The 16385-nt window shown below is 63.6% G+C and carries 13 protein-coding genes and 1 pseudogene; 3 read left to right on the forward strand and 11 right to left on the reverse strand.

The features are described 5' to 3' along the window. Positions 1-151 precede the first annotated feature (151 nt). The 5 genes from CAF77_RS06575 to CAF77_RS06595 all read right to left on the reverse strand — a co-directional run bounded on the left by CAF77_RS06575 (position 152) and on the right by CAF77_RS06595 (position 6973). Entirely contained in the window at positions 152-3229 is a 3078-nt protein-coding gene (locus CAF77_RS06575) for an error-prone DNA polymerase (RefSeq protein WP_064381256.1), read from the reverse strand. Next, complete coding sequence (locus CAF77_RS06580; protein ID WP_064381254.1) at positions 3226-4641, reverse strand: DNA polymerase Y family protein; 1416 nt, start codon at positions 4639-4641, stop codon at positions 3226-3228. The genes CAF77_RS06575 and CAF77_RS06580 overlap by 4 nt, the downstream gene beginning before the upstream one ends. Positions 4642-4648: 7 nt before the next feature. Beyond that, positions 4649-5266: a translesion DNA synthesis-associated protein ImuA gene (gene imuA, locus CAF77_RS06585; RefSeq protein WP_064381251.1), complete on the reverse strand. Its 618-nt coding sequence runs from the start codon at positions 5264-5266 to the stop codon at positions 4649-4651. Further along, positions 5266-5883 (reverse strand): transcriptional repressor LexA, encoded by a 618-nt coding sequence (gene lexA / locus CAF77_RS06590; protein ID WP_064381249.1) that lies wholly within the window; start codon positions 5881-5883, stop codon positions 5266-5268. Before lexA ends, imuA begins: the two co-directional genes overlap by 1 nt. A gap of 172 nt (positions 5884-6055) precedes the next feature. Further along, positions 6056-6973, reverse strand: coding sequence for a LysR family transcriptional regulator (locus tag CAF77_RS06595; protein ID WP_064381246.1), 918 nt, complete (start codon positions 6971-6973; stop codon positions 6056-6058). 103 nt (positions 6974-7076) lie between these two features. Between CAF77_RS06595 and CAF77_RS06600 the strand changes: the two genes are divergently transcribed. The 3 genes from CAF77_RS06600 to CAF77_RS06610 all read left to right on the forward strand — a co-directional run bounded on the left by CAF77_RS06600 (position 7077) and on the right by CAF77_RS06610 (position 11492). Further along, entirely contained in the window at positions 7077-8831 is a 1755-nt protein-coding gene (locus CAF77_RS06600; RefSeq protein WP_064381245.1) for an amidohydrolase, read from the forward strand. 102 nt (positions 8832-8933) lie between these two features. Beyond that, positions 8934-9671 carry a TorF family putative porin gene (locus CAF77_RS06605; RefSeq protein ID WP_064381243.1) on the forward strand — a complete coding sequence of 246 codons (738 nt, stop codon included), beginning with the start codon at positions 8934-8936 and terminating at the stop codon, positions 9669-9671. 162 nt (positions 9672-9833) lie between these two features. After that, positions 9834-11492, forward strand: a complete 1659-nt coding sequence (locus tag CAF77_RS06610; protein WP_064381240.1) for a phosphoethanolamine transferase — start codon at positions 9834-9836, stop codon at positions 11490-11492. A gap of 7 nt (positions 11493-11499) precedes the next feature. Here the strand turns inward: CAF77_RS06610 and CAF77_RS06615 are convergent. The 6 genes and pseudogenes from CAF77_RS06615 to CAF77_RS06640 form a co-directional block, all read right to left on the reverse strand. Beyond that, positions 11500-11769 (reverse strand): annotated as a pseudogene (locus CAF77_RS06615) (DUF971 domain-containing protein); the annotation flags it as partial. Next, entirely contained in the window at positions 11766-12728 is a 963-nt protein-coding gene (locus CAF77_RS06620) for a HEAT repeat domain-containing protein (RefSeq protein WP_064381236.1), read from the reverse strand. The pseudogene CAF77_RS06615 and the gene CAF77_RS06620, both read right to left, overlap by 4 nt. Then, complete coding sequence (locus CAF77_RS06625) at positions 12725-13573, reverse strand: ABC transporter ATP-binding protein (protein ID WP_064381233.1); 849 nt, start codon at positions 13571-13573, stop codon at positions 12725-12727. Before CAF77_RS06625 ends, CAF77_RS06620 begins: the two co-directional genes overlap by 4 nt. Beyond that, the gene (locus CAF77_RS06630) at positions 13573-14346 is read right to left on the reverse strand and encodes an ABC transporter permease (protein ID WP_085654177.1); all 774 of its coding nucleotides are present in this window, start codon (positions 14344-14346) and stop codon (positions 13573-13575) included. The genes CAF77_RS06625 and CAF77_RS06630 overlap by 1 nt, the downstream gene beginning before the upstream one ends. A gap of 131 nt (positions 14347-14477) precedes the next feature. Next, on the reverse strand, positions 14478-15881 hold the full coding sequence (locus CAF77_RS06635; RefSeq protein ID WP_085654178.1) for an ABC transporter substrate-binding protein: 1404 nt from the start codon (positions 15879-15881) through the stop codon (positions 14478-14480). Between the two features lie 252 nt (positions 15882-16133). Further along, positions 16134-16379, reverse strand: a complete 246-nt coding sequence (locus CAF77_RS06640) for a ferredoxin family protein (protein WP_003225615.1) — start codon at positions 16377-16379, stop codon at positions 16134-16136. Positions 16380-16385: the final 6 nt, after the last annotated feature.

Consider the following 16385-nt stretch of genomic DNA (forward strand, 5'->3'; position numbering starts at 1 on the left):
GTTCCCACGCTCCGCGTGCTGCTCGTGCTGATCGTTCCCACGCTCCGCGTGGGAATGCATACCGTGACGCTCTGCGTCACAGTGGACGCGGAGCGTCCATGGCGGCATTCCCACGCAGAGCGTGGGAACGATCAACGATCAGTTCGGGTTGTCAGTGGAAGTCGCGGCTCTGTACGCGGATGCCGTTGAGCAGCGGAGTCAGATCGCTCAGGCGTCCGGCAATCAGGTGCCGCACCTCGCCTTCACGCTCCCAGCGGCCATCGACCTTGAGCAATTGCGAGCCCACCAGCACCTGCCGCTGACGCTCGGCCAGATCGCGCCAGACCACCACGTTGACGTTGCCGAACTCGTCTTCCAGGGTCACGAAGGTCACGCCACTGGCAGTGCCCGGCCGCTGACGCCCGGTCACCAGCCCCGCCACGCTGACCGGCCGGCCGTGTTCGACCTCCAGCAACTCCCGGGAACTGCGACAGCGCCGCGCCCGCAACTCGTTGCGCAACAGCGTCAGCGGGTGCGGCCCCAGCGTGGTACCAAGGGTGGCGTAGTCGGTGAACAGGTCTTCGCTGACACTCGGCGTCGGCAGTAACACATCCGGCTCTTCCTGACTCGGTAACCCGGCAAACAGCCCGAGCTGTTTCTGCACCCCAGCCACTTCCCAGCGTGCCCGATGGCGGTGACCAGCCAGGCCGCGCAACGCCCCGGCATCAGCCAGCAGCGCCTGGGCGCGACTGTCGAGCCCGGCCCGCTCACCCAGATCGGCGACATCGGCAAACGCCCCCCTCGCCCGAGCCTTTTCAATGCTCCGGGCATCCTCCTCGCGAAAGCCCTTGATCATCCGCAGGCCCATGCGGATGGCCGGTTGCTCGCCGGCAATCGGCTCCAGGCTGCAATCCCAGTCACTGGCGCGTACATCCACCGGGCGGATCTGCAAATGATGCCGGCGCGCATCCTGAAGAATCTGATCCGGACTGTAGAAACCCATCGGCCAGCTGTTGATCAGCGCACAGGCGAACGCCGCCGGTTCGTGGCACTTGAGCCAGCAACTGGCATAGGTCAGCAAGGCAAAACTGGCAGCGTGGGACTCGGGGAAACCATAACTGCCGAAGCCCTTGATCTGCTCGAAGATCTGCGCGGCGAATTCCGGGCTGTAGCCGTTTTTCTTCATGCCGGCGGCCAGTCGTTCCTTGTGCGGTTCCAGCCCGCCGTGGCGTTTCCACGCGGCCATGGAGCGGCGCAACTGGTCAGCTTCGCCGGGGCTATAGTCGGCGGCAACGATGGCGATCTGCATCACCTGTTCCTGAAACAGCGGCACACCGAGGGTGCGCTTGAGCACCACTTCCAGCTCCGGTGACGGATAGGTTTCCTCTTCCTCCTGATTCCGACGGCGCAGGTACGGATGAACCATCCCGCCCTGGATCGGCCCCGGCCGGACGATGGCCACCTCGATCACCAGGTCGTAGAAGGTTTGCGGGCGCAGGCGCGGCAGCATCGACATCTGCGCCCGGGACTCGATCTGGAACACGCCGATGGTGTCGGCGCGGCTGATCATGTCGTAGGTCGGGCGATCCTCAGGCGGGATGGTGGCCAGGCTCAGGTCCTGATGGCGATGACGGCGCAGCAGGTCGAAACAGCGGCGGATCGCGCTGAGCATGCCGAGGGCGAGGATATCCACCTTGAGCAACCCGACGGCGTCGAGATCGTCCTTGTCCCACTGGATGATCGTGCGATCAGCCATGGCGGCGTTCTCCACCGGCACCAGCGTGTCCAGCGGTTGCTCGGATATCACGAAACCACCGGGGTGCTGCGACAGGTGCCGGGGGAAGCCGATCAGTTGCCCGGTCAGGCTCAGCACCCGGTGCAGCAGCGGACTTTCGGGGTCGAAACCGCCCTCGCGCAGGCGCTCCACGGGTGGCGTTTCATCGCTCCAGTGACCGCAGCAGTCGGCCAGCGCATTGATCTGGTCCGGCGGCAGCCCCAGCGCCTTGGCCACATCGCGGATCGCACCGGAGGCGTGGTAGGTGCTGACCACCGCCGTCAGCGCGGCACGACGGCGACCATAACGACGAAACACGTATTGCAGGACTTCTTCCCGGCGCTCGTGCTCGAAATCCACGTCGATGTCCGGCGGTTCGTTGCGCTCCCTCGACATGAAACGCTCGAACAGCAGAGTGGTGCGGTCCGGGTCGATCTCGGTGATGCCCAAAGCGAAACACACCGCCGAGTTGGCCGCCGAGCCCCGGCCCTGACAGAGGATTTTCTGCTCCCGGGCGAAGCGCACCACGTCGTGCACGGTGAGGAAGTAGCTTTCGTAGCCGAGTTCGGCGATCAGCTCCAGCTCATCGTCGATCTGCTTGAGCACCTTGGGTTGTGCGCCTTGCGGCCAGCGCCAGGCGATGCCTTGTTCGGTCAGGTGGCGCAGCCAGGAACTGGCGCTGTGTTCCTCGGGCACCAGCTCTTTGGGGTATTGATAACGCAACTCGCCCAGATCGAAGGTGCAGCGCCGGGCCAGCTTTAGCGATTCGTTCAGCAAGGTCTGTGGATACAGCTCGCGCAATACATCGAGGCTGCGCAAATGCCGCTCGCCGTTGGGGTGCAGGCGCAATCCGGCTTCGGCCACCGGGACGTGGTGACGGATCGCGGTCATGGTGTCCTGCAAGGCCCGTCGGCCACGGGCGTGCATGTGCACATCGCCGCTGGCCACGGCTGGAATCTGCAGTTCATCCGCCAGACTCAGCAGTGCGGCCAGCCGCTGCTGATCGTTCTGCCCACGATGCAACTGCACCGCCAGCCACAGTCGTTCGCCGAAGGTCTGCTTCAGCCAGCGACCCTCTTCCACGTCATCGACCGCATCCGGCACCCACAGCACCAGCAATCCCGGCAACGGTTCGCTGAAGTCCTCGCGCAGTATTTGATACTGACCTTTCCGGGTACGCCGCCGAGCCTGGGTGATCAAGCCGCACAACGCCTGATAACCCTCGATGCTCTCCACCAGCAACACCAGTTTCGGGCCGTTCTCGATACGGATTTCGCTGCCGATGATCAGCGGCAGCTCCACGGATTTAGCCGCCTGCCAGGCACGGACGATCCCGGCCAGGGTGCATTCATCGGTGATCGCCAGCGCCTGATAGCCGTGCTTTTTCGCGCGCTGAAACAGTTCCAGCGCACTGGACGCGCCGCGCTGGAAACTGAAATTCGACAGGCAGTGCAGCTCGGCATAACCCTGGTTCATGCGAACCAGCCCTGCAGCCACAACGGGCCGACCTCACCCACTGCCCGGTACGCCCAGCCTTGCTGGCCGGCGCGGTTCTGGATCAGGTAATAGTCGCGGCGCACGTCGTCACCGTCCCACCAGCCGGACTCGATGCGCTCCGGGCCCATGAGAATGCGCGCCGAACCTTCCGGCACGGACTGCGGCTCGCCCAGCAACCAGCCCGGACGCTGCACGCCCGGCAATGCGGGGCAACGTTGTTTGTCGTCGGCGTTCTGCCACGCGCACTCCGGGCGATGGTCGGCCTGAAAGCGCAGGCCCTGTACCGCTTCATCCCCCAGCCGTGCGCGCAGGCGTTCGCGCAATTGCTCCCAGGGCAAGGTCTGCTGCGGACGGTCGTCGAACAGTTCCTGAAACTGCGGCACGAAACTCGGCAGGTCCTCGGCGCGCAGACGAAAACCGCGCACCGGGGCTTCGACCTGCACCTGCTCCAATCGACCACGGGCCAGTTCAAAGAGCATCGCCGGATCGCGTTCGGCGCTGAGCAGGCCGACCTTGATCAGCGTGTCCGGCAACCCCGCATGTTCCAGGTGCAGATCGAAGCGCTGCACGCCGCTGTCGCGCCCGCACAAAAAAGCCGCCAGATCGGACGTCAGGCGGCGCAAGGGGAACAGCAGCGCCTGATGGGACTGCACGTCGAAATTGAGTTCGATGCGCACGTCGAAGCGATCCGGCGGCAGGTAGAACGCCAGCGCCAGCGGCCGTGCACCGAACAGCGTGTCCAGGTGCTTGAGCATCGGTGCCTCGAAACGTCGGGCCAGGGCCTGACGCGGCAGGTTCTGCACCTGATGGAGGTTACGCAGGCCCATGCGCGACAGCGCCGTGGCCACGCTCGGTTCAAGGCCGATGCGGTCGACCGCCAATTGCCCGAGATGATGACGCAGGGCTTCACCGTCGGGCACCACCAATCCGTCGTAGGCGTTGGCCAACACCCGCGCCGCCACCGGATTGGGCGCGGCGACGATGCGATGACGAAAACCCAGCTCGGTCAGCTCCGTGCGCAAGCGTGCCTCGAACTGCGCCCAGGAACCGAACAGACCGAGGCTCGATTCGATCTCGAACACCACGGTGCGCGGGTAATGCACGCTGACCTGGGCGCTGAAGCGATAGGCCCAGGCGGCGAGAAACTGCTGCCAGTGCTCGACCTCGGCCGAATCGTAATCGACAGTGGCGAACCCTTTGCTCATGGCCTGCGCGGCGGTCATCGACTGCCCCGGACGCAAGCCCAGGGCCCGCGCCGCCGGGTTGACCGCTTGCAGCACCCGGCGCTGGGCCGGGCCGCTGAGCAGCGCCAACGGCTGCTCGGGATCGGGCCGCTGACGCAGCACGGCGTCGAGGGCCAATTGCGGAAACAGAATGCAAACCCAGCGCATGGCGACCTCAATGCCCCACGGTGAAGGCAATCGGTGCGCTGCGCGCCAGACCGCCCCGGCACTTGAGCACGCGCAACTGCGCCGGCCGCGCATCGATGGCAATGCGCAACGCGGCCGGCGACGGGTTGACCGCTTCGCTCAAGGGGCGCCACGCGAACGCCAGGGTCTGGCCGGTTTCCGCCGCCACCTGCAAACGGCGCAAGGCGCGGTCATCGGCCTTGTGCGGCCAGCACAGCACCGCGCCGCAACTGCCCGAGCGCAGGCATTGTTCCGCCGCCCACAAGGCATCGCGTTCGCTGGCCCGGATCACCGACAACTGACGCAGATCGACCCCGGCATTGGCCCAGGCCTGCGGGTACGGCACAAACGGCGGCGCCACCAGCACAATGCGCTCCCCCGCCGCCGACAGCCGCGCCAGGGTCGGCCACACCAGTTGCAGTTCACCGACACCGGGCCCGGCCAGCAGGATTTCGCTCAGTGCCGCTTCCGGCCAGCCGCCACTGGGCAACGCTGCGTCCAGCGCCGCGTGCCCGGTGGGTTGCGGGCTGGCGGCCGGTGGCGCAGGCCGGCCCTTCCAGACCTGGCCGCCATTGAACAGCGTATCCAGCGCAACGACGGCACCCATCAGCCTTGCCTCACCAGACCGCAGAACACCCCTTCGATGGCCAGATCCTGATCGGCCCGCACCACAATCGGCTGATACGCCGGGTTGCGCGGCAACAGGCGAACCTCATCGCCGACCCGCTCGAAGCGTTTGATGGTGACCTCGCCGTCGAGCCGCGCCACCACGATCTGGCCGTTGAGCGCTTCGGGGTTGCGTCGCACGCCGACCAGGTCGCCGTCGAGAATGCCGTCCTCGATCATCGAATCGCCCTGCACCCGCAGCATGTAGTCGGGCGTGCGGGAGAACAGCGCGGGATCGAGCATCAGCCGATTGTGCAGGTCGGCATCGGCACCGATGGGCGCACCGGCGGCCACCCGGCCGAGCACCGGGACTTCGAGCAATTCCGGTCGCGCCGGTTGCCCGAGCAGGCGAATGCCCCGGGCCTGATGCGGGTTGACCTCGATAAACCCGGCTTCGGTGAGCGCCAGCACATGCTTGCGCGCCACGCTGCGGGAGGCAAAACCAAAAGCCTCGCTGATTTCAGCGAGGCTTGGGGGCTGACCGTGTTCGGCGATGCGTTCGCGGATAAAGGTCAGGATGGCGGTACGGCGGGGAGTCAGAGTCGTCATGGAGTACATTTGTACTCCTGTGGGATTTTCCTGACAAGCACCGCCAGTCAGCTCAAACCCTGTAACTGATCGTTCCCACGCTCTGCGTGGGAATGCCTCTAGGGACGCTCCGCGTCCAGTGACGCGGAGCGTCACGGGCTGCATTCCCACGCGGAGCGTGGGAACGATCAGAAGCTCGGAGTCAGTTCAAACCGCGTTCGGCGAGAAAGCCTGCGATGTAGTCGATAAACGCCACAACCTTGGCCGTAGCCCGCCGATGACTCGGGTACACCGCCAGAATGTGCGGGCCAAAGCTGTCCGGGTCGATCTCGTAATCCGCCATGACCCGCACCAGTCGCCCGTCGGCGATGTACGGCGCAGCGCTCCACAATGGTGTATGCAGCAAGCCGCGCCCGGCCAGGGCACTGGCCAACAGCAGGTCGTAATTGTCGCTGCGCAACAGCGGCGCTGCCGGTTGCGCCAGGCTCAGGCGCTGGCCGTCGCGCTCGGCCCACCAGAATTCGCGACTGAGCAACGGATGCCGGTACAGCAGCCATTCATGCTGATCGAGGGTTTGCGGCGTGACCGGCAAGCCCTTGCGCGCCAGGTATTCGGGGCTGCCGCACAGCGCCAGGCGATTGCTGCCGACCACTCGCGCGATCAACCCCGGCAAATCATCGTGCCCTTCGCGCAGTGCCAGGTCGTAACCGCTTTCCAGCAGATTGACGAATTCGTCGCACAAATCCACTTGCAGGCTGATCTGCGGGTATTGCTGCAAAAAGCCGTCACACACCTGATCGAGAAACGCTCGCCCGTAAGCCAGCGGTGCGGTGATTTTCAGGCTGCCACGCAGACCGTGCTGCAACTGCTCGATTTCCTCGCTGGCCTCGTCCAGCCGTTGCAGCACTTGGCGTGCGGTTTCCAGATACAGCCGACCGATTTCGGTCAGCAGAATCCGCCGCGTGCTGCGCTCGAACAGCCGCGCCCCAAGTTCAGATTCCAGATGATTGACCGCTTTGGTCAGGGCCGACGGGGTCTTGCCCAGTTGCTCGGCGGCGCGGCTGAAACTGCCGAGCTGCGCGGTGACCACGAACATTTTCAATGCACCCAACTTGTCCATGCTTTTTCCATTCAGGCAAAAACGTTTTTCGTGAGGGAGGCGTTCTGTCGGGCGTTGGCAGCCACTAATCTGGCCATCAGACGCAATAACAAGGAAATGTTCAATGAAAAGATTCATCCCGCTTTTCACAAAAAATCTGCTGATCGCCGCTATGAGTTTTGCCTCGATGGAAGCCATGGCCGCCACCGATCTGGTGCTGTTCAATGGCAATATTTTCACCGCCGACCGCGCTCAAGCGAAGGTTCAGGCGCTGGCCGTGGAGAACGGCAAGGTGCTGAAAGTCGGCAGCGATGCGCAGATCAAGGCCTTGATCGAACCCGGCACCCAGGTCATCGACCTGAAAGGTCAGGCGTTGATGCCCGGCCTGATCGACAGCCATTCCCACGCGATTTTCGGCGGACTGGAAATGGTCTCGGCCAATATGGAAGACGACGTAGTCAGTCTGGATGAACTGGAAAAACGCCTGCGCGGCTGGCGTGACGACGGCAAGGCCCGGCATGGCGATGTGTTGAGCGTGGCCGGCATGAGTTCGGCGTATTGGGCCAAGGCTGAAGCGCTGGGCAAAATCTTCAACCACGGCGAATGGACCGACGTGCCGGTGGTGTTCACCGGCAGCGATCACCACACCGCATGGGCCAACAATGTGATGCTCAAACGTGCGGGTATCGACGCCGCGCTGCTGAAAACCCTGCCGGACGCAGAAAAAGACACCATCGGCAAACTGCCCAACGGTGAACCGGACGGCTTTGTGGTCGACGCCGGTTGGGATCGGGTGGCCTCGAAAATGCCAGTGCCGAGCCCGGCCGACATGCTCAAGGCAGCGCAATCGGCGGTGCGTTTCAACAACAGCCTCGGTATCACCGCGTGGATGGACCCCGCCGCCAACGCCGCGCCGGGCGAGCCGGTGTTCGCCCTCAAGCCCACCGAGAAAACCGTCGGCGTGCTGCCGGCCTACAAGGCCCTGTCGGAAAGCGGCGGCATGACTGCCCACGTCGCCGCGCTGCTGGTGGCCAACCCGAAAAGCGTTCCGGCCGATCTCGACACCCTCGACAAGGTTCGCCGGCAGTTTCAGGGCATCCCCAACCTGACGCTGCCGGGGATCAAGATCTTCGCTGACGGCGTGATCGAATACCCGGCCCAGAGCGCGGCGATGATCGATCCCTACAGCAACTCGCACAAACAGGGTGAGTTGCTGATCGACCCGCAGCACTTCGGCGAACTGGTCAGTGCCATCGATCAGCGCAGCTGGCTGGTGCACATCCACGCCATCGGCGACCGCGCGGTGCGCGAATCGCTGAACGGCATCGCCCAGGCGCGCAAGGACCGGCAGAGCGGCGTAACGCACTCGATCACCCACCTGCAAATGGTCAACCCGAAGGAGTTCGCCCGCTTCAAGCCGCTGAACGTGATTGCCTCGATGCAACTGCTGTGGGCCAGCGCCGACGACTACACCACCGACATGATCAAGCCTTACGTCAGCGCCCTCGCCTTTCGCTATCAATACCCGGCGCATTCGCTGCTCAAACAAGGCGCGACGATTGCCGGCGCCAGCGACTGGCCGGTGTCCTCGCCGAACCCGTGGAACGCCATGGCCCAGGCCATCACCCGCACCGGGCCGCTGGGCGTGCTCAACGCCGACGAACGCCTGGACCGCGAAACCATGTTCTACGCCTACACCGCCAACGCCGCGCGGACCATCGGCCTGGAGCAACAGATCGGCTCGCTGAGCCCCGGCAAACAGGCCGATTTCATCGTGCTCGATCGCGATGTATTCAGCGTCGACGACAAGGCCCTGCATGACACTCAGGTCCTGCAAACCTGGTTCGCCGGCCGCCAGGTCTACGCCCCTACCCTCTAATAACAATCGCCGTACCCGCTGCCCGACCCCGCGCCCGTCGCCGGGGTCCGGCGCAGCCTTGCCCGCTTCCTGCCCATAACAACCACAACAACGGGACTTCACATGAAAGCCTTGCCCCTGCTCGCCCTCACTTCCTTGAGCCTGCTGCCTTTGAGCAGCCACTCAATCCCCCTGAACGATGATTTCGCGGTGCTGGTCGACCTGACCCTGGCCAGCGACTACCGCACCCGCGGCATCTCCCAGACCCAGAACGACCCGGCCGTGCAGGCCGGTCTGACCCTGGCCCACAGCAGCGGCCTGTACCTTGGCGCCTGGAGTTCGAACGTCGATTTCGGTGGCGGCCTGAAAACCCGTCAGGAAGTCGATTACTACGCCGGTTGGCTGTGGCAGGCGACCGAGGCCGTGAGCCTGGATCTGGGCTACATCAAATACGCGTATCCCAAGGAGAGCCAGTTCAACCAGAGCGAGGTGTATTCGACTCTCAGCGCCTACGGCGTGAAACTCGCGGCCTATTACTCCAGTGACGCGCCGGGCATCGACAGCAAACAGAGTTCGCTCTACAGCTACATCGGCTATGAAACCGAATTGCCGTTCGATTCCGGGCTGAAGCTGCGCTACGGCAACATGGACTTCAAGGATCCGCATATGTATTCGGCGTCCGGCCATAGCGAAGAGTCCTACCGGGAGTGGGAAGTCAAACTGACCCACAACCTGGCCGGCGTGGTGCTCGGCCTGAGCTACATCGACACCGACCTTTCGCAGAGCCAGTGTCTGAGCAGTTGGGGCTTCAAGGACGTGTGCACGGCGACGGTCGTCGCCAGCGTCAGCAAATCCTTCTGAACCGCCGCAGTTGTCCGTGGGAGCCGGCCTGCTGGCGCCCACGTTTTTTTTGCACTTACCGTGATTTTGTTACCGGATGTTTACGGAATTTTTACCAATGCTCTTCTACAGTTACGCGCGTAACCGTATGGGTTTTCGACTGACGTAGAGGAAAGTATCGAAATGGCTTTGGGCAAAGGACTGCGTTTACCGTCCATCACTCCAACCCGCCTGGTGCTGCTGTTTTCCCTGGCACTGGTGGCGCTGTACAACCTGGCGACCTGGAAAGCACTGGGAACGCTGATCACCTTGCAAGGCGCACAGAAACTGGCGTTTTTCGCGTCTTTCGGGCTGTTTCTCTGGGCAGCGATCACCCTGCTGCTGACGCTGGTCTCGTTTCGCTGGACGCTGAAACCGGCGTTGACTCTGGTGGCCCTGCTCTCGGCCTGCGCGGCGTACTTCATGAACGAGTACGGGATCACCATCGACACGGTGATGATCCAGAACGTGTTCGAAACCAATCCCGGGGAAGCAACCGCGCTGTTCAGCGGCAAACTGCTGGCTTACGTGCTGTTGCTCGGTGTGTTGCCGGCCGTGTTGATCTGGCGCTGGCCGGTGGTGTATCGGCCGTTCTTTCGGGGCTTGCTGAACAAGGTGCTGGTGATCGTCGCCTGTGTGTTGGTAATCGGCGCTTCGGTGGGCGCGTTCTATTCGACCTACGCGCCGATCTTTCGCGAGGAAGACAAGCTCACCCACTTCATCAACCCGACCAACTACATCTACGCGATCAGCAAATACACCAAGCAACGGCTGGGGATCAAAAAGCATTTTGTGGTGCAGGCCATCGGCGAAGACGCGGTGATGAGCGCCAAGGCGGCCTCCCGCGAGAAGAAATCGCTGATGGTGTTCGTGGTCGGCGAAACCGCTCGGGCCGATCATTTCTCGCTTAACGGTTATGAACGCGAAACCAACCCCGAGCTGAGCAAACTCGACATCCTCAATTTCACCCAAGTGCATTCCTGCGGCACTTCGACGGCGGTGTCGGTGCCGTGCATGTTCTCGATGTTCCCCCGCGAGGACTACAGCGACAAGAAAGGCAAAACCTACGAAGGCCTGCTGGACATCCTGCAACGGGCCGGCGTGCAGGTGCTGTGGCTGGACAACAACAGCGACTGCAAGGGCACCTGCCTGCGGGTGCCGAACCGCGACATCGCGAAGAATCAGCCGGGACCGTTCTGCGACGGCAACAATTGCCTCGACGAAGCGCTGCTGGCCGACCTGCAAGGCTACATCGACAGCCTCAAGGGCAACGCGATCATCGTCCTGCACGCCGACGGCAGCCACGGCCCGGAATACTACGAGCGCTACCCCAAGGACATGGAGCGCTTCAAACCGATCTGCCACACCAATCAGTTAGGCAGTTGCAGCCGTGACGAACTGGTCAACGTCTACGACAACACGATCCTCTACACCGACCATTTCCTGGCCAAGGTGATCGAGCTGCTCAAGCGCAATCAGGACCATCTCGATACGTCGATGCTGTACGTGTCCGACCATGGCGAATCGCTTGGCGAGAACGGCCTGTACCTGCACGCCGCGCCCTATGCGCTGGCGCCGGAAGCGCAGACCCATGTGCCGATGGTGATGTGGTTCGGCAACAACACCCTGGCGCAACTGGGCATCGACCGTGGCTGCCTGCAAGGCAAAAGCAGCCAGCCGGATCTGAGCCATGACAACCTGTTCCATTCGGTGCTCGGGTTGTTCGAAGTCAGGACGTCGCTGTATCAGCCGGGGCTGGATATTTTCCATGGCTGTCGGCCGGCGATGACGGCGGGACAGTGATCCCCTCCAGCTGCGCCAGATAGGCCCACGGGTAAATCCCGCGCTGGTGACCATCGCTGAACACCAGTTGCAGGCCGTAGCCCTGAGCGTTCAATTCGATGACCCGCACACGCGGGTCAACCATGGGCGGCGAGCCCCGCAGGCGAAACGCCCGGCATTGCGAGCACGGGCACTGGCGGCGCAGTTCGGCATGGTCGAGAAGCTGCTCGCGGCCATCCGGCCAGCTCAGCCGTAACTGGTGTTCGCTTTGGGAATTACCGACCGACAGCGGATTCATTGCAGCTGACTCAAGGCAATCCGCACGGCTTTGCGCACTTCCGGGTCGCCGTCGTCCTGCGCGGCCTGCAACGCGGCCACGGCCCCGCGATCGTTCAGTTCGCCGAGGGCCAGCGCGGCTTCCTTGCGCAGGTTGCTGATGCGATGGCCGAGGGTGTCGATCAACGCGTCGAGGGCCGCGACGTACTTGAGGCGCCCGAGGCTGCGGGTGGCGCGCAGGCGTACCTGCCAGTAGTCGTCGGCCAAGGCTTCGATCAGCGCCGGGCCCGCGTCGGTATGGCCGACCTTGCCAAGGGTGGTCGCGGCTTCTTCGCGCACTTGCCAGGCCTGATCCTGCAAGGCCTGGCGCAATGCGGGCAGCACTTCGGCGTCACTTGCCAGGCCCAGGGCGCCGGTGGCGGCGCGACGTACTTCGGTGTCCGGGTCATCACTCGCCAGGCGGGCCAGTGCCGGCAACGCGTCGAGTTGCTTGAGCCAGCCAAGTACGCCGACGGCTTCGCGGCGGACACTGGCGTCGGCATCGTTCAGCGCCTGAATCGCGGCCGACGCAGCGCCGGAGAAACGCAACTCGCGCAAGGCCCGGAACGCGGCAATCCGCACGCCGGTTTCGGCATGGGCGGTCCACGGTAGAATCACCCTGCCCGCCGCTTCGGTCTTGAGCAGACTCAGGCTCTGCGCCGCAGCGGCCTGCACCGCCGGCGACGGATCCGTCAGTGCCTGGCACAGCGCTTCAACCACCGGCTCGTCTTCCCAGGCCTCCAGCAAACGCGCCGCTTCGGCACGCACTTCTTCGGCGGGGTCTTCGGCCAGACGTTCGACCAGCCAGAGCAGACCGTCCGGTTCTTCGAGGTCAGCCAGATCGATCAGGGCAATCCGCCGTACACCGGCGTCATCGGCGGTCAGGCGTGGTTGCAGGGCAAGAATGTCGTCGTTATCGGTCACAGCAAAAAATGAGGTCACAGGGCAAATCTCGGCAAGGAATTTTCGGGAGGCAGGCCGAGCGGATTGAGGCGCGGCAGCGGTCGGTCGTTGTCGTGGCGCAGCAGGTCGAGGCAGTGGCGCTTGAGGCGCGAGAACTCGTGGCTGGTGACCAGTTCGGTGGTGCGTGGCCGGGGGAAATCCAGGCGCAGGTCTTCGATGATTCGCCCTGGCCGTGCGCTCATCACCAGCAAGCGGTCGGCAAGGAACAGCGCTTCGTCGATGTCATGGGTGACGAACACCACGGTGGTGCGAATCCGCGTCCAGATGTCCAGCAACAGTTCCTGCATGTTCAGCCGGGTCAGCGCGTCCAGTGCGCCGAAGGGTTCGTCCATCAGCAACAGCCGTGGCCGGTTGACCAGCACCCGGGCGATCTCCACCCGTTGCTGCATGCCGCCGGACAGTTGATCCGGCCAGCGTTCGGCGAAACCTTCGAGGCCGACCAGTTTGAGGATTTCATCGGCGGCGCGATGGCGCTCGACTTTGCCGATGCCGCGCATCTTCAGGCCGAAGGCAACGTTGTCGCGCACCGTGCGCCACGGGAACAGCGTGTGATGCTGGAACACCATGCCGCGTTGCGGTGACGGGCCGGACACGTCGGTGCCGTCGACTTTCAACTGTCCGCCATGGGGCTGCAGATGCCCGGCCAGCGCGCCGAGCAAGGTCGACTTGCCGCAACCGGAGGGGCCGAGAATGCACACGAACTGGCCGGGCTCGATTTGGCAGTCCAGCCCCTGCACCGCTTCAAACGCTTGCCGGCCTTCGCCGAGGACGATGGATAACTGGCGGATATCGATCCGCCCTTCCGGGGTTTGCATCACGCTCATCAGGCTTTTCCTCGTGGTCGATGCCAGGGCGTGAACAGCCCGCCCAGGCGTTTGATCAGCAGGCTGCTGCCCATGCCCAACACGCCGATCAGCAACATGCCGACCACGATGTCGGCGTAGTTCTGGATGGTGTAGGACTCCCAGGTGTAGTAACCGATGCCGAACTGGCCGGAGATCATTTCGGCGGTCACCAGACAGAACCACGAGGTGCCCATGCCGATGGCGAGGCCGGTGATGATGCTCGGTGCGGCACCCGGCAGGATCACTTCCAGCAGGATCGCCCGACGCCCGGCCCCGAGGCTTTTGGCCGAGGCAATCAGGCGCGGGTCGACGCCCTCGACGCCGTGCACGGTGTTGAGCAGAATCGGGAACAGCGCGCCGGTGAAGGTGATGAAGACCATCGACAGTTCGGAGGATGGGAACATCAGGATGGCCAGTGGAATCCATGCCACGGCGGGGATTGGGCGCAGTACTTCCAGCGGTGGCAGCAGCAGGTCTTCGGCCCACTTCGAACGGCCGATGGCCAGGCCCAGGGCGATGCCAATCACCAGCGCCGCGAGGTAGCCGGCGAAGACCCGGCCGAGGCTGGCGGTCAGGTGCTGGATGAGCTTGCCGGAGTCGCCGAGGCCCAATGCGGCTTCGATCACGGCCAACGGGGTCGGGACGTTGGCGAAGGTGACGAGGCCGAGGTTCCAGTGGTGGCTGGCGGCGAGTTGCCAGAAGAGCAGGCAGAGCAGCAATGAGGCGGCTCGGGGGATCCAGCGTGAAAACATATATCACCTCTGATCGTTCCCACGCTCCGCGTGGGAATGCATCCCGTGACGCTCCGCGTCACATCCAAAGCGGACGCAGAGCGTCCATGGCGGCATTCCCACGCGGAGCGTGGGAACGATCTACGTTTGAGTTAACGGGTGGCCACGGCTTGGGTGGTGGCATCCGTGAAGTCGAGGACTTTCCCGCCCTGCGCCGACGCAAATTGCTGCGCCTGGCCCTTGAGCAAAAACGCGCTGAGCCGCCCCTTCGCATCACTGGCAAACCACGCCTGCTCCGCCAGCAACTTGATCCCGCTGTCACTCGCCTGCGCATACACCGCCCGGATGTTCTTGCCTTCCGACTTCAGGCCGGCCAGTGCGGTAAACGCCTCTTCAGCCGAGGCATACCGCCGGACCTTGTCCTCCCCCCGCACCCAGATCTCCGCAACATGACTGAAATCCGAAATGGCTTTCCCGGTCACCGCATCGACCGACTTCAACGGCGTCTGCGCGTAGTTGCCCAGTTGCGCGGTGTAATCCAGATTCGAAGCCTTGAACGCCGCACGGATGTATTGATCGTCAATAAAGGTATTCAAATCGAGCCCGCGATCGGCCTTCTTCAGCAGCTTCAGCGTATCGATGGCCGTGCCCACGGCCTGGCGATATTCCGGTTTCCAGCTCAGGTCGCGGGTTTGCACGCCGAGCGGGCCGTGGAACAGGTAGTTGACCTCGGCATCGACGCCGGTGACCTTGGCGATCAGTTCGCTGTATTTCTCAGGTTCGGCGGCCAGCAGTTGATTGGCCTCGATGCTGGCGCGCAGGTAGGCGACGACGATTTCCGGGTACTTTTTCGCGTAGGCCTGATCGACCAGCGCACCGTGGAAGGTCGGCGCATTGGCCTGGGCGCCGTCGTAGATCTTGCGGGCGAAGCCACGGCTCGGGAACAGTTCGGCGAACGGCACGAAGTCGGCGTGGGCGTCGATCTTGCCGGCCTGCAGCGCGGAACCTGCAACCTCCGGCGGCTGGGCGATGATGTTCACGTCCTTGAGCGGATCCCAGCCCTGCTCCGCCACCGCGCGCAGCAGCATGCCGTGGGCGGTGGACGCGAACGGCACGGAAATGGTCTTGCCCTTGAGCTCGCTCAGCGACTGCACGCCGGACGCGCTCGGCACCACGATGCCGTTGCCGCTGCCCTTGATGCTGCCCGACAGCACGCTGATGAACAGGCTGTGTTTACCCGCGGTTTCAAACGCCACACCGTTGAACGCACCGGGGAAATCGGCCATGGCGCCGAAGTCGAGTTTGCCGGCGACCATCTCGTTGGTCAGCGGTGCGCCGCTGGTGAAGTTTTTCCACTGCACGTCATATTTGGCGTCTTTGTAGGCGCCGGCGTGAGGCAGGTATTTGTCGAGCAGGCCCAGTTCGCGGATCAACAGACCGCCGGCGGCACAGTTGATGGTGGTGTCCTGGGTGCCAATGGCGATGCGGATGGTTTCGGCCGAGGCCGACAGGGTGAACGAAGCCAGTACCAGACCGGCGATTGCTGCACGCAACATGGTTGAATCCCCTCGAATCATTTACAGGATGTTCGTCTCCGCCGCGATCAGGGCGCGGTGGGAAACGAGGGGTGTTGGGTGAATCCAGCGTCCGGGGTTTACGGATGGCTTTTGTGCTGTCTGGGGTGGCCTCATCGCTGGCAAGCCAGCTCCCACAGTTTCTTCGGTGTCTACAATATTTGTGCCCCACTGCAGATCCCTGTGGGAGCTGCGGTGCGACGATTCGACTTGCCAGCGATAGCGTCCATTCAGTCAACGCAGTAAGTAAGGGATGTCCACTTTGACGGCACCGGTCGGGCAGTCCTTTTCGCACGGCATGCAGTACCAGCATTCATCGAAGGCCATGTAGGCCTTTTGCGTGGCCGGGTTGATCGCCAGCAGGTCCATCGGGCAGACGTCGACGCACACGGTGCAGCCCTTTTCGGCGATGCATTTGTCCTCGTCCACGGTGACGGGAGCATTGGAGCGGAAGAAAATTTCCTGGGCTTGGTAGGCCATGGTTCG

The organism is Pseudomonas sp. R15(2017) (assembly GCF_002112685.1).
GTDB lineage: Bacteria > Pseudomonadota > Gammaproteobacteria > Pseudomonadales > Pseudomonadaceae > Aquipseudomonas > Aquipseudomonas glycinae.